Below are 20,125 nucleotides of genomic sequence, written 5' to 3'. Positions count from 1 at the left end.
ATCGATGGATCTTCGTACAAAAGGTTTCACGCTGATCGAGCTGCTGGTGGCCCTTGGCGTGCTGCTGATCCTGATCACCATGGCGGTGCCGTCGTTCACCGGTTCGCTGCAAAGCAGCAAGGCCGATACGGAGATCAACGACCTGCGCCGCGCCTTGAACTTCGCGCGAATGGAAGCGATCAATCGTGGCATTACCACGCGCATTCGCCCGACGACGCAGGGCGGTGCCTGGAGCGGTGAATTGATCGTGTACGACAACACAGGCAATCCGGCCAACCCGACCGATGTGTTGCGGGTTGTTCCAGCGATGGGCAGCGGCGTGACTCTGACGCTAACCTCAGAGGTGACCGGTATCGATTTCAACAACCTGGGCGGATTATCGGCACCGGCCACGCCGGTGGGCTTCAACTACGTACGGGGGGCGCAGAGCAGGACGCTCAATGTTTGCCTCAATGGACGCATTGTATTGGATGGAAGTTGCGGATGAAGGGTTGCAGTAGAAGAGCACAGGAAGGCATGACGCTGATCGAGGTGCTGGTGGCGGTGCTGATCCTGAGCGTGGGCTTGCTGGGGGCGGCGATGGTCCAGCTCAATGCGCTCAAGTACACCGACAGCTCGCGCATGACCAGCCAGGCCAGTTTCATAGCCTATGACCTGCTGGATCGCATCCGCGCCAATTCCGCCGCCGACTACACCATCACACCGCCCAGCTCGCCCAATCTCAGCGTGACCCGGGACCAGGACCTGTATGACTTCAAGACCAACATTGTCGCCTTCGGTGGCGCCACGGCAACCGGCACTGTCGCGCTGAACCAGCGGGTCTACACCATCACCATTTCCTGGGACGACTCCCGGGCCGCCAACACGACCGATGCGGCCGAAGCACGGCGCAGCTTCGTATTGACCAGCCGCGTCGCCGTCGATCCGGTGGCGACGCCACCATGAACAGACGCAGCCGGGGCTTCGGTCTGATCGAATTGATGATCGCGCTGGTGATCAGCCTGGTCGTCGTGTTGGGCGTCGTGCAGATTTTCATCGCGGCCAAGAACACCTATGTCAGCCAGAACGCTGCGGCGGTGATGCAGGAAGACGCACGGTTTGCCTTGAGCAAGATGGTTCAGGAGATTCGCATGGTGGGCATGTTTGGCTGCCTGGCGACCATTACCGATGCCTCTTCGAACAATGATTTCGCCGCCAGCCAGATCACGCCGATTCGCTGGGACAACGCCAACCGCAGGTTGACCCTGGTGACGGCCGACATCGGCAACAGCGGCGGCACGCCGGCCTGGACCATCATTTCCGATTGCCGTAACACGGCGACCGCCTACACCGACGCACGAATCCCGGCGAGCGGGCAACTGGCCTTTCCGATCCGTCGGCTGGTCTACGGCTTCAACAACAATCAACTGCTCCTGGGCAGTGGCCGAGGTAACCCGACCATGGCGGTGCTGGTGGACAACGTGCGGGCGTTCGACGTGACGTTTGGCGTGGCCGGCAGCGCAACGGACATCGCCGCCAGCAGCTACAGCGCCAACCCGACCGACCCGGCGCTGATCCGCAGCGTGCGCCTGACGCTGACGCTGTTCGATCCGAAGAACAGCGTGCGCGACCAGACCTTCAACGTGGTTGCCGCCTTGCGCAACCGGCTGCTATGAGGAGGCAATCGATGAACTCGACAAGCCTCAAGCATGGCCAGCGCGGCATGGCGTTGCTGGTGAGCCTGGTCTTTTTGCTGCTGCTGACGCTGATCGGCCTGTCGTCGATGCAGAGCGCCACGCTCCAGGAAAAAATGACCAGCAGCGTCATGCAGCGCAACCAGTCGTTCCAGTTGGCCGAGGCAGCGCTGAGAGTGGGGGAGAGCGCGGTGCAGGTCGAGACGTATTCATTGCCGGTCTGCACCACCACGGCCCAATGTGCCCCACCGGCCGAATCTGCGACGGTGAACGCGGCGGGGCGCAATTCGTCGTCGGGCGTGCTCTGGGTGGCTGCCGCGGGCGGGTTTTATGGCGTGCAGAACATCGGCACGACGGTTACGGCAGTCAACGTGCCGATCAATACCTCGGCGACGCTGTACCGGATCACCGCAGTGGCTGTGGTGGGCAACAACCAGCGCAGCGTGGTGGAGAGCATCTATGCGAAGTACTAGGACGCTGCGGGGCTGGTTGTGGGGAGTATTGCTCAGCCTTTACCTGACGGCGCCGGTCTACGGTTTCACGCCTTCGGAATCCCCCTTGTTGAGTGCGGCGGCGGTGACGCCCAACGTGATGCTGCTGATCGATGATTCGGGGAGCATGAACAACATTATCTGGGCGGCGGGGTTTGATCCGGCGGCGACGCAACCACCGGTATATATATGCACTGACGACAGAAGCTGTAACAGCAACAACAGAGAGCTGCTTGCGGCAAATGACGGGAACGTCTTGCTTGCGAGTCTGTTTCGCGGCGATTGTTTAAATGGCTGGTATGGCTTCTACCGAACTGGCTTTGGTCAGGTTTGCCTGCGGTTACCCGATCCGGTTGGCGGCGAGAATACTCGCTACACAGCTAAATATTTATCTTACTTAGTCACCCTTGCCAACGGTTCAAGCCGGGACTTCACCAACGGCTCGATACCGAGAGACTATCGAATAAACGTAGCAAGAAATGTCTCGACCGACCTGGTTGCCAACAACCGCGCCCTGCGCATCGGCCTGGCCACCTTCAACCCGCCCAACAGCAGCAATTCGGGCCCGGGAGGCTACATAGCCCGGGCCATCAGCGATCTATCGCCAGTGAGTGGCAGCGTCACCCAGACCCAGGCCAACAGCAACTACAGCGCCCTGATCAATGCCATCAACGGCCTGGGCGCCGTCGCAAACACCCCGTTGGCCGAAAGTTACTACGAAGTCACCCGCTATTTCCGCGGCATGGCGCCGTATTACAACGGCACCCCCAACACCTACACCAGCCCGATCCAGTACCGCTGCCAGAAGAACTTCGGTGTCGTGATCACTGACGGGCTGCCCACTTATGACCGAACGTTTCCGACCAATGATCCACAGGGCGGATCCCGCCTGCCTAATTGGGACGGTATCAGCAGCAACGACGGAGCCGATCCGTTCGGCAATGCGGAGGGCGACACGCTTTACCTGGACGACATCGCCAAGTTCGCCTTCGACATCGACATGCGCTCCACCGGTACCGACGTCACGGGGAAAAGTTGGGATGGGGCCGAATTTGGCCGGCAATATCTCAATACCTACACCGTAGGGTTTGCCGTTACCAACCAGATGCTCTCCGACGCTGCTCGTTATGGCGCGGGCAAATATTATCCGGCCACCGACAGCGAGGGCCTGAGCTCGGCGCTGTCAGCGGCCCTCAGCGACATCACCTCCAAGGCCGGTTCCGGAGGCGGCGGCACCAGCAATGGCGCCACGCTGTCCAGCACCTCAAGCTTCTACCAGACCACCTATGACCCCAAGGATTGGCGCGGCACCATCAGAGCGTTCGGCTTCAATTCCACCGGAACGGTCAACACGGCGGCGGCACAATGGACCACCGACACGGCCATCGTGCCCGGCGCAACGGCGCCGATCTATCAGTCCTGGAACACCGCGACCAACGTGCCGGTAACCCTGGCCTACGGGAACTTCTCGCCGGCCCAGCAGACCAGTTTGGGCCAAGGCCTGCCAACGGGTGTCACCGGCAACGACCTGGTGGAGTGGAGCAAGGGTGTCAACAGGACCGGGTTGAAGGTGCGCAGCGTATTGCTCGGGGACATCATCAATTCTCCGCTGGTGCTGGCTTCACCCAACGACCAGACCGCTTCGGACCTGGTGAATGACACCAGCTACAGCACCTACCTGACGACCAAGGCCGCGAACATGAACGCCAGCCTGGTGGTGAACGCCAACGACGGTTTCTTCAGCGTCATCAACAGTACGAACGGAACCCGGCGTTACGCTTATATGCCATCGAGCGTCCTGCCCTCATTGCAGTTCATCGCTGATCCCAGCTACATCAACGGCGTGAGCCATAAATTCCTGGTGGACGGGCAGGTCGGCGTCTTTGATGCGCAACTGGGCAGCGTCTGGAAAACCCTTGCCCTGGGAGGAACCGGCGCCGGTGGTAGGGCGTTCTATGCGGTACAACTGTTCGACGCGTCGGCGGGCAACGCGATACGGGCGTTGTGGGAAATCAGCGCGCCGACGATCGCCAACACAGCACATCCCTTCAATGACCTGGGCTACGCCTACGCACGTCCCGAAGTTGCACGGTTGGCGGATGGCCGCTGGGCCGCGTTCATCTCCAATGGTTACGGCAGCAACACCGGTGTGGCGGCGCTGTACGTGGTGGATATTCGCGACGGTTCGCTGATCCGGAAAATCGTCGTCAACAGCAGCGAAACCAATAACGGCCTGTCCTCGGTCAAGCTTCGGGTCAACTCGCAGAACGTGGTGCAGGCCGCCTACGGTGGTGACTTGAGAGGACGGATGTGGAAATTCGACCTCAGTGGTACCTCTCCGAATACCTGGGGCCTGGCATTTGCCGGCCAGCCGTTATTCACTGCGCCTGGTGGAGCAACGCAACCGATCACCGCGCAACCCCTGCTGGCGGAGAACCCCCAGGGCGGCATCCAGGTTTTTTTCGGCACGGGCAAGTTCAACGAGTCCGTCGACAAACTCAACAAGGATCTGCAGGGGTTTTATTCGATCTGGGACGCTGCCGGCGGCACGGGGCAGATGACCGTCGCGAACCTGCAAGCCCAGTCGATTACCAGTATCTTTTCCGGTACCACTGGGCAATTCGTGACCACGAGCCAGAACAACGTGGCTTATCCCACGCAAAAGGGCTGGTATCTGCCGCTGATATACAACAACGCGTTGACTGGTGAACGGGTGATCAACCCGGCCAACCTGGTGCTTGGACGCGTTGTCTTTACCACCGCCGCCGTGGACACCACCGACCCTTGCGCCAGCTTCGGTACCGGCAAACTGATCGAAGTGGATGCGTTCAACGGTAAGATGCTCAACTATGCGGTGCTCGATACCAACAATGATGGTTCGCTCAACAGCCTCGACACGATTTCCGCCGGTGTGGTGTTCACGGGCGGTATCCCGACCCTGAGCGCCGTCGTCAGTGCCAATGGGGCAACTAATATGATCGTGAACGACTCCGGTGGCGGTATCACCGACCTGCTGGGCAAAGCCGTCGGCGGCAGCCGCCGCATCATGTGGCGACAAATACAGTGAGAGGCAAGGCATGCACAGATCCAACCGTGGTTTCACCTTGATCGAAATCATGATCGTCATTGCGATCATCGGTATCGTGATCACCATCGGCTATCCGAGCCTGACCGAGTACATGAAAAAGGCCCGGCGTACCGAGATCGCCTCGCTGTTATCGGAGCAGGCGCAGATCCTCGAGCGTCATTACTCGAAGAGTAACGCCTACACCAACGCGACCGGCCTGAGCTCCGGCAATGATTTCTACACCATTAACCTGGTACCGACGGACCAGAGCTTCATTCTGACCGCTGTACGCAGGAGCGGGTCGTCCATGGCGACGGACAAATGCGGTGATTTCACCATCAACAACACCGGCAAGCGGGACATAGTCAACGCCGCCGCCGACGTGACCGCCAAGGATTGCTGGGGGCGCTGAGTTTTTCTTTTTTCGGGCGCTGTCTCGCGCCCTCTGTCTTGTGAGCCGAAACAGAACATGACCAAGCAACAGCAAGTGGTGATCGTCGGCGGCGGAGTCATTGGCCTGCTGACCGCATTCAATCTCGCCTCCGAAGGGCAGCGCGTGGTCCTGCTGGACCGTTCCGGCGTTGGCCAGGAGTCGTCCTGGGCCGGCGGTGGTATCGTTTCGCCGTTGTACCCCTGGCGTTATAGCCCGGCGGTCACGGCGCTGGCCCATTGGTCGCAGGATTTTTATCCACAGCTGGGCGAGCGCTTGTTTGCCGCTACCGGAATTGATCCGCAGGTGCATGTCACCGGGCTGTATTGGCTGGACCTCGACGACCAGGACGAAGCGCTGGCCTGGGCCGAGCGGGAAGGGCGTCCGCTGCGGGCTGTGGATATCTCCGAGGTCCACGATGCTGTGCCGGTACTGGGTTCTGGATTTTCCCGGGCGATCTACATGGCTGACGTGGCCAACGTGCGAAATCCACGGCTGGTGAAATCCCTCAAGGCGGCTTTACTGGCGATGCCCGATGTCACGCTTCATGAGCGCTGCGAGGTCAGCGGGTTCATTCGTGATGGCGAGCGGGTGGTGGGGGTGGACAGCTCTGCCGGTGAGATTCGTGGCGATCATGTGGTATTGGCCGCTGGCGCCTGGAGTGGTGATTTGCTCAAGACGCTAGGCTTGAAGCTGCCGGTCGAGCCCGTGAAGGGGCAGATGATCCTGTACAAATGCGCGGAGGATTTTTTGCCGAGCATGGTCCTGGCCAAGGGGCGCTACGCGATTCCACGTCGTGACGGGCACATCCTGGTTGGCAGTACGCTGGAGCGCGAGGGCTTTGACAAGACGCCTACCGATGCGGCGCTGGAGAGTCTCAAGGCTTCGGCGGTGGCGCTTATTCCTGAGCTTGCGGATGCCGAGGTCGTCGGGCATTGGGCGGGGTTGCGGCCAGGGTCGCCGGAGGGGATTCCCTATATTGGCGAAGTGCTGGGGCTTGCGGGGCTTTGGTTGAACTGCGGGCATTATCGCAATGGGTTGGTGCTGGCGCCGGCTTCGTGTCGGTTGTTTGTCGACTTGATGTTGGGGCGGGAGCCGGTGGTTGATCCTGTGCCTTATGCGCCGGCTGGGCGGTTGTAGTTGTGGTCGTGTACATATCCATTTTGGTTTCGGTATGACTCACCCACATGGGTTACAAATCAGTTCACTCACATAGGTGACAGTTTTTAACGGGCAGGGTCGGTTTTCGAGGATCTGGACTGCCGATCTGGTTTCGGTTGAACGCCAACCTCCTGTGGGAGCGAGCTTGCTCGCGATGGCGGCCTGACGGTCGGCCCTGCTTTTATTGGCTGGGTACATATCCATTGCTGCGGTAACGGCCGCTGGCGGTTCCGCCCTTACGGCGGCTCACTTTTTTTCAGACGCCAAAAAAAGTAAGCAAAAAAGGCTTCGCCCCACCACTCGTCACCTCGCCTAGGCTCGGTGTGCCCTCACTCCGGCATTGCTCCGTGGGCCCGCCGCGATGGGCCATCCATGGCCCGGCGCGGCTATCCCGGCATCCATGCCGGGATGCCCACTGCGCAATGCCTGCGTTCGGCCATCGTGGTTGACGGGGCGCCCAAGATCAAAAGCAAAAGCAAGAGCAAGAGCAAGAGCAAGAGCAAGAGCAAGAGCAAGAGCAAAGCGAGGCGGTCTTTTAGCCGACTTGGTTCAATGGTGGGAGCGAGCTTGCTCGCGAAGACAGCGGCACATTCAGCGTTGATGCAAGCTGACCCACCGCCATCGCGAGCAAGCCCGCTCCCACAGGGGTTTAGGTGACTACAAATCTGTAAACCTTTCCGAGCTAATGTTGGCCCGTCCGCTGTTGCTGTTGCTGTTGCTGTTGCTGTTGCTGTTGCTGTTGCTGTTGCTGTTGCTGTTCCTCTGCTTTTGATTTTGATCTATACGCCCCGTTAAACCACGCTGGCCGAACGCAGGCATTGTGTAGTGGGCATCCCGGCATGGATGCCGGGATAGCCGCGCTGGGCCATGGATGGCCCTTCGCGGCGGGCGCACGGAGCAATGCCGGAGAGAGGGCACACCGAGCCGAGGCGAGGTGCCGAGTGGTGGGGCAAAGCGCTTTTGGTTACTTTTGGCGCTTTTCCAAAAGTGACCCGCTGTAAGAGCGGAACCGCCAGCAGCCGTTACCGCAGAAACGGATATACACCCCAGCGATGGAGGCCTAAACAGCTGGCCAAAATTTGTGGGAATGGTCGGACAGCGTCCTCAATCAAGCCGAATTATCCGACAAGGTCAGGCGGTTGCCGGGTGGGAAGAACTCTCGCTAACCTATTTCCGTCGCTGCCAATTCAGCGTCCGGGCGTCGCGGCCCGCTAACTTGGTGCATAATTCCAGCCGACGACAGTGCTTCGGTATTTGTCGTTCTGTCATGGCTGGCTGTGCGTGGGATACCTTCGGGTATGCCGAAGCTCCAAGTTCGGTCCGCGAACCTGCGTACAGCTGCCACCTCCAATCGCGTCGCGGCGACCGGTGACAGCTCCAAAACTTGGAGATGCAAAATGGCCAAAGTTACACCCAATCCCCCCGAAAAAGATCATTCATCAACCCAGGGCGATCCTGACCACCCCCAGCTCGATGAAGCCACCAAACGCACCATCGACTCTTACCTTGATCCGAAACCTGAAATCAAAAAGAAACCAGCTCCGAACCAGCTATTCACCGTCGCGGATGGCATCGACACCGAATCCCTCCTCACCAACCTCAGCGAAACCCTGGCCTCAGCCAACGCCACCATCAGCGACCTGGCCTTCGACCTTGAAGGCTCACGACGACAAATCGCCCTGGGCGTACAGCAACTGATTGAACTGGGTGAATTGCTCGCCAATCGAGTGCTGGACGAGCAGGTGCCGGTGGCCGGACGGTAGAAGACGCCTCTGCGGTAATCACAACCCATGTGGCGAGGGAGCTTGCTCCCGCTGGGCTGCGCAGCAGCCCCAACAGCAACGACTCGATCCGCCTGATACACCGAGTTGCCAGATTAGGGCTGCGTTGCAGCCCAGCGGGAGCAAGCTCCCTCGCCACGGGGGCAGCATGGATCCCACGTATGAGCTAATCCAACCCCAACTTCTTCAACCGATACCGCATCGACCGAAACGACAACTTCAACCGCTGTGCCGCCGCCGTGCGATTCCAACGGGTCTCCTCCAATGCCTGGAGAATAACCTTGCGCTCGACGTCTTCCAGATAATCCTCCAGGTTATCGACCCGTACCAGATCGGGATTGGCCGCGTCGCCAGCACCATTGCTTTCGGCAAGGCGCAGGTCATCGGCCTCGATCTGATGGTGTTCGCATAGGGTGTAGGCCCGTTCCAGCATGTTCTCCAACTCACGCACATTGCCGGGGAAACGGTAATTGCGCAGGGCGTCCAGTGCGGCGGGATGCAGCTTTGCCGCCGGGTTGCCAGTGGTGGCGGCCAGGCGCTGAAGCATGTAGTTAGCCAGCGGCTCAATGTCTTCCCGGCGTTCGCGCAGGGGCGGGACGCGCAGTTCGATGACGTTCAGTCGGTAATAGAGATCCTGGCGAAAGCGCCCAGCGGCGACTTCGGCGTCCAGGTCTTTATGGGTGGCGCAGAGAATTCGTACGTCCACCACTTCTTCCTGCTGCCCCCCAACGGCGCGCACTGCTTTTTCCTGAATGGCCCGCAAGAGCTTGACCTGCATCGTCAGCGGCAGGTCGGCCACTTCGTCGAGAAACAGCGTTCCGCCGTGAGCGGCCTGGAACAGTCCGGGTTTGTCTTCGATGGCACCGGTAAAACTGCCTTTGCGGTGGCCGAAAAACTCGCTTTCCATCAGTTCCATGGGAATCGCCCCGCAGTTGACCGGCACAAAATGCTGGCTGGCACGGGGGCCTTGCTCGTGGATCAGGCGCGCGACCAGCTCCTTGCCGCATCCAGACTCGCCGCTGATGTACACCGGTGCCTGGCTGCGGGCCAGTTTCTCGATGTGATTGCGCACGCTGCGCATCGGTGGCGAGTCGCCCAGCAGGCAGCGCTCTACGGTCGCGGTGGGCGTGGTGCCCGGTGACAAGCGCAGGGCGCTGCCGACGAGTTCGCGCAGGCGGGTCAGGTCGACGGGCTTGGTCAGGAAATCGAAGGCGCCGGCCTTGAGGGCATCGATGGCGACTTCCAGGCTGCCGTAGGCGGTGATCATTGCCACGGGCAGTTGGGGATAACAGTGTTGGATGTGTTTCACCAGTTCCAGGCCGGTGCCATCGGGCAGGCGCATGTCGGTCAGGCACAGATCGAAGGTTTCGTCTGCCAGCGTGGATTGCGCCTCGGCCAGGTTCTTGGCGCTGCGGGTGTCGAGTTTCATCCGTCCCAGGGTCATTTCCAGGAGTTCGCGGATGTCCGGCTCGTCATCGACGATCAGGATTCGTTGCCGTGAGCGTGTATTCAAATCTGTTTCCGTCCGTGAGCAAAGGTGATGCGAAAGCAGCCGCCGCCTTGGCGTGGTTTGAAGTCTAGGCGGGCCTGGTTGCTTTCGCACAGCTCACGGGACAGATAGAGTCCAAGGCCGGTGCCCTGGTTGCTGGTGGTGAAAAAAGGTTCGAACAAGTGCGCCTGCTGGCCGGGCGTCACGCCGGGGCCGTTGTCGCGGATGTCCAGTGTCGCCAATTGGCTGTGCGGGTCGAAGAATAGCTCCAGCCAGGCTTCGGCCCGTTCATGGGCCATCGCGCTGTGGCGCCAGGCGTTGCGTAGCAGGTTGTCCAGCACTTGGGCCAATTGGTCGGGGTCCATCAGGGTGATGTAGTCACCCGGGGCGATGTCCAGGTGCAGTTGTTGATGTTGCGCGGCGCTTTCCCGGGTCTGTTGGACAAATTGCTCCAACCAGGCACGTAGATCCAGGCGTTGCGGCGCGGTTTGCTGGCGGCGGGACAGCTGCAGGACATTCTCGATGACGCGGTTCATACGTTGGGAGTGATCTTGAATAATCTGCGTCAGACGCCGGTCTGCGTCGTTCAGTTCCTCGGACTCACGCAGCAATTGCGCGGCGTGGCTGATTGCCCCCAGTGGATTGCGGATTTCATGTGCAATACCGGCGGTCAGGCGCCCGAGGGAGGCGAGTTTCAGTTGCTGGGCGTGTTGGGCCACCTGGGCCAGGTCTTCGAGGAATACCAGGATCTGCTGCTGGTCCTGCGATCCCAGGGCGATGAAGCTGGGCTGCAGCGTCAGGCCGCTGCCGCTGATGGTCAGGCTTTGTGGTCGCAGGCTGGGGTTGTTCAGCCACAATTGCAGCCGTTCGACCAAGGCGCTTGAGTCATCGATCCGCTGGCCGATCAGGTCATGCATACCCAGCAGGTTCAGGGCGCTTTCGTTGGCCAGTTGTACCCTGCGTTGGCGGTCCAGGACCAGGATGCCGGTGCGCATGCGTTGCAGGATAAGTGCGTTGAGCGCTTCGAGGCTGAGCACTTCGCTGGCCCGTTGCTCGGCGAGGGTTTCGCTGGCTTCCAGTCTTCGGGTCAGGCGTTGCACCAGCAAGGCAGCGGCAAAGCACAAGGCGCCCAGGGTTCCCGCCTGCAGATAACTGCTGGGCCGGCTCGAGTCACTGAGTCCGAGCACGAAGGTCGAGCCGACGATGCCGAGGGTGGCCACGGCAGCGAGTAACAGGCCGATTCGGCCTCGCAGCAAGGTATTGCCGATCGCCACCGAGACAATGATCAAATTACCGATGGCGCTGGGAGCGCCGCCCGCGACGAAGAACAACCAAGACAGCAGCAAGATGTCGGTCAGTGCCAGGCCAAACAGTCGGGCGGGGTGGCGAGTGTTCTCGAGGAATACGACCAACAGGATGTTCAGGATCAGGTACAACCAGCTGCCGCTGCGCAGCAGATCGTCCTTGGCGAACTCCAGCAGGCGGTTGTCCATGTTGCTGGAAATCAACAGCACCAGCGTGATGCCGATGCTGAGGCGGTACAGGTGATAAAGACGCAGCAGGCGCTGCGCCTGTTTGACGCGAGGGCGTTCTTCCTCAGCGATCACGAGTGCCCGGGCCTTGCTCGAGATGAGCCTGGCTGCAATACCATTGTTGCTGGAGCGCCAGCGCCCGGTCCCGCGGCAGGTGCACGCCGCAATGGGCGCAGCGCACCATCGGCGGGGCATCCTGCTCCCGGGGCGAGTTGGGCGCGGAAGAGGCGCCCTTGAACTTGCGCCACAGCCATATCGCGGCGGCAATCAATACGATCCAGAACAATAGACGAAGCATGGTGGGCGGCTTTTTGGCTAGAGATCAGGCAGTTTAGCCAAGGACAGGAACGGCGCACAGCGCAATAAAACCCAGGCACAAAAAAGGAGACTCGCAAGTCTCCTTCTTTACATCGGACCGCGTCTCAGTCGAACACGCCGAAGGTCATGTAGCTGAACCAGGAGCGGTCGCTGGACTCGCTTTCAGGTTCTTCTTCCTCGATCGCGTCGCCATTTTCATCTTTTGGCTTGAGCTCGTCCGGGATGGCTTCCTTCGCGTCCTGGAACTGACGCTGTACATCCTGGTTGGCGCGGGTTTCGCCCGGCGGCAGCGGAGGACGGGACTCGATCAGGCCCAGGGTCGCCTTGCTCAGCCACGAACGGTTGTCGGCTTCGGCGACGCGTGGCGTGAATTGGCCGTCGACCAGGGAAGGGTGGTCAGGGTAGTTCAGCTTCAGGGTTTCCAGGCTGGTGGCCGCGAGGTCGTCCAGGTGCAGGCGCTGGTAGGCTTCGGTCATCACCGCCAGGCCGTCGCCCACCGATGGGGTTTCCTGGAAGTTTTCCACCACGTAGCGGCCACGGTTGGCGGCGGCGACGTAGGCCTGGCGAGTCAGGTAGTAATCAGCCACGTGGATTTCGTAGGAAGCCAGCAGGTTACGCAGGTAGATCATGCGCTGCTTGGCATCCGGCGAATAACGGCTGTTGGGGAAGCGGCTGGTCAGCTGGGCGAACTCGTTGTAGGAGTCGCGCGCGGCGCCCGGGTCACGCTTGGTCATGTCCAGCGGCAGGAAGCGCGCCAGCAGGCCGACGTCCTGGTCGAAGGAGGTCAGGCCCTTGAGGTAGTAGGCGTAATCGACGTTCGGGTGCTGCGGATGCAGACGAATGAAGCGCTCGGCGGCGGACTTGGCAGCTTCCGGCTCGGCGTTCTTGTAGTTGGCGTAGATCAACTCCAGCTGGGCCTGGTCGGCGTAGCGACCGAACGGATACCGCGACTCCAGCGCCTTGAGCTTGGCGGTGGCGCTGGTATAGCTGTTGTTGTCCAGGTCGTTCTGCGCCTGTTGGTACAGTTCGACTTCGCTCAGGTTTTCGTCTACGACTTCCTTCGACGAGCAAGCAGCAGTCAATGCGAGGATGGCGATCAGCAGCAGGTGTTTCACTTGCATGGCGGCTTGCGTCCCTATGACGGCCGCTGTCTTGGGCGGGGCCGTCCTGTTATGATGAGCGCCCCGTTGAAAAGCCTCGGGGCAAAAGACGCCGTATTTAACCACAAGCGCGCAGCCGAAACCAAAGGCTGTGCCGACGCCCAGTCCGAGCATGTCCGATAAAATAGAACTTCGCGCAGAGGTGCCGTCCGATTTGGGCGGCCAACGCCTCGATCAAGTCGCCGCCCAACTCTTCGCCGAGCACTCGCGCTCGCGCCTTTCCGCCTGGATCAAGGACGGTCGCCTGACAGTGGACGGGGCGGTGATCCGTCCGCGCGACATCGTCCATGGCGGCGCCATCCTCGAGCTGACCGCCGAACAGGAGGCCCAGGGAGAATGGGTCGCCCAGGACATTGCCCTGGACATCGTCTATGAAGACGACGACATCCTGGTGATCAACAAGCCTGCGGGCCTGGTGGTCCACCCGGCGGCCGGTCATGCCGACGGGACCTTGCTCAACGCCTTGTTGCACCATGTGCCCGGCATCATCAATGTGCCACGCGCCGGTATCGTGCATCGTCTGGACAAGGACACCACCGGCCTGATGGTGGTCGCCAAGACCATCCAGGCGCAGACACAGTTGGTCACACAGCTGCAAAGCCGCAGCGTCAGCCGCATCTATGAGTGCATCGTGATCGGCGTGGTCACCGCCGGCGGCAAGATCAACGCACCGATCGGCCGTCACGGCCAGCAACGCCAGCGCATGGCGGTGATGGAAGGTGGCAAGCAGGCGGTCAGCCATTACCGCGTGCTTGAACGCTTCCGTTCCCACACCCACGTGCGAGTCAAGCTGGAAACCGGGCGGACCCACCAGATCCGTGTGCACATGGCCCACATCAATTTCCCATTGGTGGGCGACCCGGCCTACGGCGGTCGTTTCCGCATTCCGCCGGCCGCCAGCCAGACCATGGTCGAATCGCTGAAGAATTTCCCGCGCCAGGCGCTGCACGCGCGTTTCCTGGAGCTGGATCACCCGACGACCGGCAAGCGCATGAGTTGGGAATCGCCGTTGCCGGATGATTTCGTCTGGCTGCTGACGTTGCTCAAGCAGGACCGCGAGGCGTTCATCGGATGAATGACTGGCTGATACCCGACTGGCCCGCGCCAGCCCGGGTCAAGGCCTGCGTCACCACCCGCGAGGGCGGCGTCAGCCTGGCGCCGTTCGACAGCCTCAACCTGGGCGACCATGTCGGCGACGACCCTGCGGCCGTGGCCGAAAACCGTCGCCGCCTCACCGATCATTTCTCGATCACTCCGGCTTGGCTGCAGCAAGTCCACGGCATTGACGTGGTCGAGGCAGATCCTGCTCGGGTCGCCACCGCCGATGCGAGCTGGAGCACCACGCCGGGCATCGCTTGCACGGCAATGACGGCGGATTGCTTGCCGGTATTGTTCTGCAACCGCGCCGGAACCCACGTCGCGGCGGCTCACGCCGGTTGGCGCGGGTTGGCGAACGGCGTGTTGGAAGCCACCCTCGATAGCCTTGCAGTGCCTGCGGATGAAATCCTTGCCTGGCTCGGCCCGGCCATCGGTCCGCAAGCGTTCGAAGTCGGGCCGGAAGTGCGCGAAGCCTTTATCGCGCAGCACACCGACGCAGAACGGGCCTTCCTGCCCAGCCATAACGACGGCAAGTTCCTGGCCGATATCTACGCGCTGGCGCGCCTGCGCCTGGCGGCACGGGGCGTTACCGCCGTGTACGGTGGCGGCTTGTGCACAGTGAACGACCCACGCTTCTTTTCCTACCGCCGCAACGCCCGCACCGGTCGCTTCGCTTCCTTGATCTGGCTCGAACGCTAGACTCCCTGATCTGTATCAACAGCGCGCTGCTTGAATCTTCCAGAATCGACCACATCTATAACGGTATCTGGCAGGTTTCTTCATTCAGGATGTTTCTTTAGGTCCGGCCTGCTTATTAGGAAGGTGACCCATGCGTATTGATCGTTTAACCAGCAAATTACAGTTGGCCTTGTCCGACGCCCAGTCCCTGGCCGTCGGCCTGGATCATCCCAGTATCGAGCCAGCGCACTTGATGCAAGCCATGCTCGAACAGCAGGGCGGCTCCATCAAGCCGCTGCTCATGCAAGTGGGCTTTGACGTCAACAGCCTGCGCAAAGAGTTGGCCAAGGAACTTGACCAGCTCCCTAAAATCCAGAATCCGACCGGTGACGTGAACATGTCCCAGGACTTGGCGCGGCTGCTCAACCAGGCCGACCGCCTGGCCCAGCAGAAGGGCGACCAGTTCATTTCCAGCGAGCTGGTGCTGCTTGCTGCGATGGATGAAAACAGCAAGCTCGGCAAATTGTTGCTCGGCCAGGGCGTGAGCAAGAAAGCCCTGGAAAATGCAATCAATAACCTGCGTGGCGGCGATGCGGTCAACGACCCTAACCACGAGGAAGCCCGTCAGGCCCTGGATAAATATACGGTCGACCTGACCAAACGCGCCGAGGAAGGCAAGCTCGACCCGGTGATCGGCCGTGACGATGAGATCCGTCGCACCATCCAGGTCTTGCAACGGCGCACGAAGAACAACCCGGTACTGATCGGCGAGCCCGGCGTGGGTAAGACTGCCATTGCCGAAGGCTTGGCCCAGCGCATCATCAACGGTGAAGTGCCCGATGGTCTGCGGGGCAAACGCCTGTTGTCCCTGGACATGGGGGCGCTGATTGCCGGCGCCAAGTATCGCGGCGAGTTCGAAGAACGGCTCAAGGCCCTGCTCAATGAACTGTCGAAGCAGGAAGGGCAGATCATCCTGTTCATCGACGAACTGCACACCATGGTCGGCGCCGGCAAGGGCGAGGGCTCGATGGACGCCGGCAACATGCTCAAGCCCGCGCTGGCCCGCGGCGAGCTCCATTGTGTCGGTGCGACCACGCTCAATGAATATCGCCAGTACATCGAGAAGGACGCTGCCCTTGAGCGGCGCTTCCAGAAAGTGCTGGTGGATGAGCCGAGTGAAGAAGACACCATCGCCATCTTGCGCGGCCTGAAGGAGCGCTACGAGGTTCACCACAAAGTGGCGATCACCGATGGCGCGATCATCGCGGCGGCCAAGCTTAGCCATCGCTACATCACCGACCGTCAATTGCCGGACAAGGCCATCGACCTGATCGACGAGGCCGCAAGCCGCATCCGCATGGAAATCGACTCCAAGCCTGAAGTGCTGGATCGGTTGGAGCGGCGCCTGATTCAACTCAAGGTCGAGTCCCAGGCCCTGAAGAAAGAAAGCGACGAAGCGGCGAAGAAGCGTCTGGAAAGGTTGCAGGAAGAAATCGTTCGTCACGAGCGTGAGTATTCCGACCTCGAGGAAATCTGGAACTCGGAAAAAGCCGAAGTCCAGGGCTCGGCGCAGATCCAGCAGAAGATCGAACAGTCCCGCCAGGAACTGGAAGCGGCCCGTCGTAAAGGCGACCTCAACCGCATGGCCGAGCTGCAGTACGGGGTGATCCCGGACCTGGAGCGCAGCCTGCAAATGGTCGACCAGCACGGCAAGAGCGAAAACCAGTTGCTGCGCAGCAAGGTTACCGAGGAAGAAATTGCCGAAGTGGTGTCCAAGTGGACCGGCATTCCGGTCTCGAAGATGCTCGAGGGCGAGCGTGACAAGCTGCTGAAAATGGAAAGCCTGTTGCACCAGCGTGTGATTGGCCAGGAAGAAGCAGTGGTGGCGGTGTCCAACGCCGTGCGCCGGTCCCGCGCCGGTTTGTCGGACCCTAACCGTCCGAGCGGCTCGTTCATGTTTCTCGGCCCGACCGGTGTGGGTAAGACCGAATTGTGCAAGGCACTGGCCGAATTCCTCTTCGATACCGAGGAGGCAATGGTGCGCATCGACATGTCCGAGTTCATGGAGAAGCATTCCGTGGCTCGCTTGATCGGCGCACCGCCGGGCTATGTCGGCTATGAAGAGGGCGGCTACCTGACCGAGGCCGTGCGTCGCAAGCCGTATTCGGTGATCCTGCTCGATGAGGTCGAGAAGGCGCACCCTGACGTGTTCAACATCCTGCTGCAGGTGCTGGAGGACGGTCGCCTGACCGACAGCCACGGGCGCACGGTGGACTTCCGCAACACGGTGATCGTGATGACCTCCAACCTGGGCTCGACGCAGATCCAGGAGTTGGTGGGAGACCGTGAGGCGCAACGTGCTGCGGTCATGGACGCGATCTCAACGCACTTCCGGCCGGAATTCATCAACCGCGTCGACGAAGTGGTGATCTTCGAGCCGCTGGCTCGCGATCAGATCGCTGGCATTACCGAGATCCAGCTGGGTCGCCTGCGCAGCCGCCTCACCGAGCGCGAACTGAAGCTGCAACTGAGCGACGAGGCATTGGACAAGCTGATCGCGGTGGGTTACGACCCTGTCTATGGCGCACGGCCGCTTAAACGAGCGATCCAGCGCTGGATCGAAAACCCGTTGGCGCAGTTGATTCTGTCGGGTCGCTTCATGCCGGGCGAAACCGTGACCGGTACGGTGGAGAACGACGAAATCGTCTTCAACTGAAGGCCGGCACAGCCGGATATTGGAATGGCCTCGCCTTGCGAGGCCATTTTTTTCATCAGGCCGTTGAACTCAAAGGAAAAGACTTGTAAAGTGCGCCCCGCAGTACGTCACCCCAAGGGCGACTTCTCTCCGGGAAGGAACCTAAAATAAGTTGCAAATCATTGTCTTGAAAGCAATTTAAGGGGTTGACAGAGGTTTTGAAGATTGTAGAATAGCGCGCCTCAGACACACGAACGCAGCGATGCAAACGAGTCGAAGAGGTTGAAGCAAGCTTCAACGCTGTAGCGGTAAATTGCAGTAACTTGAAATATCAGTTCCGTGATAGCTCAGTCGGTAGAGCAAATGACTGTTAATCATTGGGTCCCAGGTTCGAGTCCTGGTCACGGAGCCATTTCAATCGGGGTATAGCGCAGTCCGGTAGCGCGCCTGCTTTGGGAGCAGGATGTCAGGAGTTCGAATCCCCTTACCCCGACCATATTTGGGTCGTTAGCTCAGTTGGTAGAGCAGTTGGCTTTTAACCAATTGGTCGTAGGTTCGAATCCCACACGACCCACCATTTTTGAAACCAGTTCGCTGGAATCGAATCTTAAGATCAGAGGCCAAAAGCGCTGATCGAGGAAGGCGACTTGTAAAGGTCGCCTTTTTTTTACCGGGGTATAGCGCAGTCCGGTAGCGCGCCTGCTTTGGGAGCAGGATGTCAGGAGTTCGAATCCCCTTACCCCGACCATATTAAAAATCCTCGTATCGAAAGATACGGGGATTTTTTTTGCCCGCGAAAAAAGCAGATGGTTTCAAGTCGTCGTACAACCTGCCGATAACCCGCCGACAGGGCACTGATTGATCGCCCTCCTTCAGGCCAACAACAAGAAAAGGCGCCCGACATGTTCCTTCGCCAATTGAATATCGCCCGCCGTGCCGCGCTGGGTTTTGCCTTGATTGCCGTACTCGTGGCGCTGCTCGGGGTATTTGCGCTGGGACAGATGTCGAGCATCCGCGACAGCGAGGTCGCGGTGGAAACCCAATGGCTGCCCAGCATCCGTGGCGGTGACGAAATTCGTGAATTGATGCTGCGCATTCGCACCATTTCCCTGCGCATGGCCCTGGACCAGGACCCGAAGAACATTGCGGTGTATCGCGGCCAGATGGATACCCGCGATAAAGAACTGAGCGAAAAGATCGCCAGTTACGACAAGCTGGTCGTCACGCCGGAAGGCAAGGCCATTTATGACCAGTTCAAGCAGACCTTCGCCGCCTACCGTTCGGGCATTGCCCAATCGTTCACCTTGGCGGAGCAGGGGCGTCGGGATGAGCTGATCAAGCTGTTGCTGGTGGACATGAAGACCGTGGTCGACGGGTCGGGCAAGCAGCTCAATGATCTGGCGGAATTGTTCTCCAGGCAGGTATCGATCGAGAGCCAGAAATCCCAGGAGCACTACGTCAACTCGCGAATGATCGTCAGCCTGTTCGTCGTGCTGGCCGCCCTGGCGACGGTCGTCCTGGCGATGCTGCTGACCCGCAGTATCGTCAGGCCCTTGGGCGAGGCGGTGAATGCGGCGGAGAACGTGGCACGGGGCGACTTGACCCGCCCGATCGAGACCCATGGCAACGATGAAGTGAGTCGTTTGCTCAAGGCCTTGGCCACGATGCAGCAGAACCTCCGTCAGACCTTGCAAAGTATCAGTGGCTCTGCGGCTCAACTGGCAACCGCGGCCGATGAGCTGAATGCGGTCACGCTCGACAGCACCCAGAGCCTGCAACAGCAGAACAATGAAATCGAACAGGCCGCCACCGCCGTTACTGAAATGACCACCGCCGTGGAGGAAGTCGCGCGCAACGCCGTTTCCACCTCCGACGCCACCCGCCAATCCAGTGAGTCGGCGACGTTGGGGCAGGAACGCGTCAGCGACACCGTCGAGGCCATCAGCGCGCTTGCCGATGACGTGCAGGTTACAGGTGGCCTGGTGCAGTCACTGGCCAGCCAGTCCCAGGACATCGGCAAGGTGCTGGATGTGATCCGGGCTATTGCCGAGCAGACCAACCTGCTGGCCTTGAATGCGGCCATCGAGGCGGCCAGGGCAGGGGAGAGCGGTCGTGGTTTTGCGGTGGTCGCCGACGAAGTGCGGGCATTGGCTTATCGCACGCAGCAATCGACCCAGGAAATCGAACAGATGGTCCAAGGCATGCGCACCGGCGCCACCCAGGCGCTCGATTCCATGCAGGCCAGCTCCAGCCGTGCGGCGAGTACACTGGCGATGGCGGAACGGGCGGGCGAGGCATTGCAGACCATTACCGCGTCGGTGCACCAGATCCACGAACGTAACCTGGTGATCGCCAGCGCCGCCGAGGAGCAAGCACAAGTGGCCCGCGAGGTGGATCGCAACCTGGTCAATATTCGTGATCTGTCCGTGCGGTCGGCCACTGGGGCGGACCAGACGAGTGCGTCCAGCCATGAGCTGTCGCAACTGGCGAATTCGCTGCGCACGATGGTGCAGCGGTTTCAGGTTTGATTGAGATTAAGTACTGACGATGAT

16 protein-coding genes and 4 tRNA genes are annotated in these 20,125 nt (G+C 60.4%); 16 read left to right on the top strand and 4 right to left on the bottom strand.

What is annotated here, in order from left to right; genetic code table 11:
* Positions 1-4 precede the first annotated feature (4 nt).
* The 8 genes from J3P79_RS22760 (at position 5) to J3P79_RS22725 (ending at position 8,585) form a co-directional block, all read left to right on the top strand.
* Positions 5-487 (top strand): GspH/FimT family pseudopilin, encoded by a 483-nt coding sequence (locus J3P79_RS22760; protein WP_434605794.1) that lies wholly within the window; start codon positions 5-7, stop codon positions 485-487.
* On the top strand, positions 484-945 hold the full coding sequence (pilV, locus tag J3P79_RS22755; protein WP_434605792.1) for a type IV pilus modification protein PilV: 462 nt from the start codon (positions 484-486) through the stop codon (positions 943-945). The genes J3P79_RS22760 and pilV overlap by 4 nt, the downstream gene beginning before the upstream one ends.
* Positions 942-1,655: a PilW family protein gene (locus J3P79_RS22750; RefSeq protein WP_434605790.1), complete on the top strand. Its 714-nt coding sequence runs from the start codon at positions 942-944 to the stop codon at positions 1,653-1,655. The genes pilV and J3P79_RS22750 overlap by 4 nt, the downstream gene beginning before the upstream one ends.
* On the top strand, positions 1,652-2,146 hold the full coding sequence (locus J3P79_RS22745) for a pilus assembly PilX family protein (RefSeq protein ID WP_434605788.1): 495 nt from the start codon (positions 1,652-1,654) through the stop codon (positions 2,144-2,146). Before J3P79_RS22750 ends, J3P79_RS22745 begins: the two co-directional genes overlap by 4 nt.
* Positions 2,133-5,231 carry a pilus assembly protein gene (locus tag J3P79_RS22740; protein WP_434605786.1) on the top strand — a complete coding sequence of 1,033 codons (3,099 nt, stop codon included), beginning with the start codon at positions 2,133-2,135 and terminating at the stop codon, positions 5,229-5,231. The genes J3P79_RS22745 and J3P79_RS22740 overlap by 14 nt, the downstream gene beginning before the upstream one ends.
* Before the next feature lie 10 nt (positions 5,232-5,241).
* Positions 5,242-5,643 (top strand): type IV pilin protein, encoded by a 402-nt coding sequence (locus tag J3P79_RS22735; RefSeq protein WP_434605784.1) that lies wholly within the window; start codon positions 5,242-5,244, stop codon positions 5,641-5,643.
* A gap of 57 nt (positions 5,644-5,700) precedes the next feature.
* A complete protein-coding gene (gene thiO, locus J3P79_RS22730; protein ID WP_434605783.1) occupies positions 5,701-6,801 on the top strand; it encodes a glycine oxidase ThiO in 1,101 nt (366 codons plus the stop codon).
* A gap of 1,418 nt (positions 6,802-8,219) precedes the next feature.
* On the top strand, positions 8,220-8,585 hold the full coding sequence (locus tag J3P79_RS22725) for a DUF6124 family protein (RefSeq protein ID WP_434605781.1): 366 nt from the start codon (positions 8,220-8,222) through the stop codon (positions 8,583-8,585).
* Positions 8,586-8,769: 184 nt separating this feature from the next.
* Here the strand turns inward: J3P79_RS22725 and J3P79_RS22720 are convergent, their stop codons facing one another.
* From J3P79_RS22720 to J3P79_RS22705, 4 genes are all read right to left on the bottom strand, one after another.
* On the bottom strand, positions 8,770-10,047 hold the full coding sequence (locus J3P79_RS22720; RefSeq protein WP_434611583.1) for a sigma-54-dependent transcriptional regulator: 1,278 nt from the start codon (positions 10,045-10,047) through the stop codon (positions 8,770-8,772).
* Positions 10,048-10,112: 65 nt separating this feature from the next.
* Positions 10,113-11,699 carry a two-component system sensor histidine kinase NtrB gene (locus J3P79_RS22715; protein ID WP_434605779.1) on the bottom strand — a complete coding sequence of 529 codons (1,587 nt, stop codon included), beginning with the start codon at positions 11,697-11,699 and terminating at the stop codon, positions 10,113-10,115.
* The gene (locus J3P79_RS22710; protein WP_434605777.1) at positions 11,689-11,922 is read right to left on the bottom strand and encodes a PP0621 family protein; all 234 of its coding nucleotides are present in this window, start codon (positions 11,920-11,922) and stop codon (positions 11,689-11,691) included. Before J3P79_RS22710 ends, J3P79_RS22715 begins: the two co-directional genes overlap by 11 nt.
* A 124-nt stretch (positions 11,923-12,046) precedes the next feature.
* Positions 12,047-13,063: an outer membrane protein assembly factor BamD gene (locus J3P79_RS22705; RefSeq protein ID WP_434605776.1), complete on the bottom strand. Its 1,017-nt coding sequence runs from the start codon at positions 13,061-13,063 to the stop codon at positions 12,047-12,049.
* Between the two features lie 151 nt (positions 13,064-13,214).
* Between J3P79_RS22705 and rluD the strand changes: the two genes are divergently transcribed.
* From rluD to J3P79_RS22665, 8 genes are all read left to right on the top strand, one after another.
* A complete protein-coding gene (gene rluD / locus J3P79_RS22700; protein ID WP_434605774.1) occupies positions 13,215-14,177 on the top strand; it encodes a 23S rRNA pseudouridine(1911/1915/1917) synthase RluD in 963 nt (320 codons plus the stop codon).
* Positions 14,174-14,899 (top strand): peptidoglycan editing factor PgeF, encoded by a 726-nt coding sequence (pgeF, locus tag J3P79_RS22695; RefSeq protein ID WP_434605772.1) that lies wholly within the window; start codon positions 14,174-14,176, stop codon positions 14,897-14,899. The genes rluD and pgeF overlap by 4 nt, the downstream gene beginning before the upstream one ends.
* 130 nt (positions 14,900-15,029) lie before the next feature.
* Positions 15,030-17,594 (top strand): ATP-dependent chaperone ClpB, encoded by a 2,565-nt coding sequence (gene clpB, locus J3P79_RS22690; protein ID WP_434605770.1) that lies wholly within the window; start codon positions 15,030-15,032, stop codon positions 17,592-17,594.
* A gap of 315 nt (positions 17,595-17,909) precedes the next feature.
* Positions 17,910-17,985: transfer RNA gene (locus J3P79_RS22685), tRNA-Asn, on the top strand.
* A 7-nt stretch (positions 17,986-17,992) separates the two neighbouring features.
* Positions 17,993-18,069: transfer RNA gene (locus tag J3P79_RS22680), tRNA-Pro, on the top strand.
* Positions 18,070-18,074: 5 nt separating this feature from the next.
* Positions 18,075-18,150, top strand: a tRNA-Lys gene (locus J3P79_RS22675).
* 94 nt (positions 18,151-18,244) lie between these two features.
* Positions 18,245-18,321: transfer RNA gene (locus tag J3P79_RS22670), tRNA-Pro, on the top strand.
* A gap of 154 nt (positions 18,322-18,475) precedes the next feature.
* Positions 18,476-20,101: a methyl-accepting chemotaxis protein gene (locus J3P79_RS22665; RefSeq protein WP_434605768.1), complete on the top strand. Its 1,626-nt coding sequence runs from the start codon at positions 18,476-18,478 to the stop codon at positions 20,099-20,101.
* Positions 20,102-20,125: the final 24 nt, after the last annotated feature.

The sequence above is a fragment of the Pseudomonas sp. R1-7 genome (assembly GCF_051132105.1).
GTDB lineage: Bacteria > Pseudomonadota > Gammaproteobacteria > Pseudomonadales > Pseudomonadaceae > Aquipseudomonas.
Note: the sequence above shows the minus strand (reverse complement) of the source record. Positions and strands in the feature narration are given on the sequence as shown.

Excerpts from the sequence above, each read along its gene's own strand:
- J3P79_RS22705 (WP_434605776.1), bottom strand. The coding sequence starts at position 13,063 with ATGCAAGTGAAACACCTGCTGCTGATCGCCATCCTCGCATTGACTGCT.
- pgeF (WP_434605772.1), top strand. The coding sequence starts at position 14,174 with ATGAATGACTGGCTGATACCCGACTGGCCCGCGCCAGCCCGGGTCAAG.
- pilV (WP_434605792.1), top strand. The coding sequence starts at position 484 with ATGAAGGGTTGCAGTAGAAGAGCACAGGAAGGCATGACGCTGATCGAG.
- clpB (WP_434605770.1), top strand. The coding sequence starts at position 15,030 with ATGCGTATTGATCGTTTAACCAGCAAATTACAGTTGGCCTTGTCCGAC.
- J3P79_RS22665 (WP_434605768.1), top strand. The coding sequence starts at position 18,476 with ATGTTCCTTCGCCAATTGAATATCGCCCGCCGTGCCGCGCTGGGTTTT.
- thiO (WP_434605783.1), top strand. The coding sequence starts at position 5,701 with ATGACCAAGCAACAGCAAGTGGTGATCGTCGGCGGCGGAGTCATTGGC.
- J3P79_RS22745 (WP_434605788.1), top strand. The coding sequence starts at position 1,652 with ATGAGGAGGCAATCGATGAACTCGACAAGCCTCAAGCATGGCCAGCGC.
- J3P79_RS22725 (WP_434605781.1), top strand. The coding sequence starts at position 8,220 with ATGGCCAAAGTTACACCCAATCCCCCCGAAAAAGATCATTCATCAACC.
- J3P79_RS22750 (WP_434605790.1), top strand. The coding sequence starts at position 942 with ATGAACAGACGCAGCCGGGGCTTCGGTCTGATCGAATTGATGATCGCG.
- rluD (WP_434605774.1), top strand. The coding sequence starts at position 13,215 with ATGTCCGATAAAATAGAACTTCGCGCAGAGGTGCCGTCCGATTTGGGC.
- J3P79_RS22710 (WP_434605777.1), bottom strand. The coding sequence starts at position 11,922 with ATGCTTCGTCTATTGTTCTGGATCGTATTGATTGCCGCCGCGATATGG.
- J3P79_RS22740 (WP_434605786.1), top strand. The coding sequence starts at position 2,133 with ATGCGAAGTACTAGGACGCTGCGGGGCTGGTTGTGGGGAGTATTGCTC.
- J3P79_RS22760 (WP_434605794.1), top strand. The coding sequence starts at position 5 with ATGGATCTTCGTACAAAAGGTTTCACGCTGATCGAGCTGCTGGTGGCC.
- J3P79_RS22735 (WP_434605784.1), top strand. The coding sequence starts at position 5,242 with ATGCACAGATCCAACCGTGGTTTCACCTTGATCGAAATCATGATCGTC.
- J3P79_RS22720 (WP_434611583.1), bottom strand. The coding sequence starts at position 10,047 with ATGACCCTGGGACGGATGAAACTCGACACCCGCAGCGCCAAGAACCTG.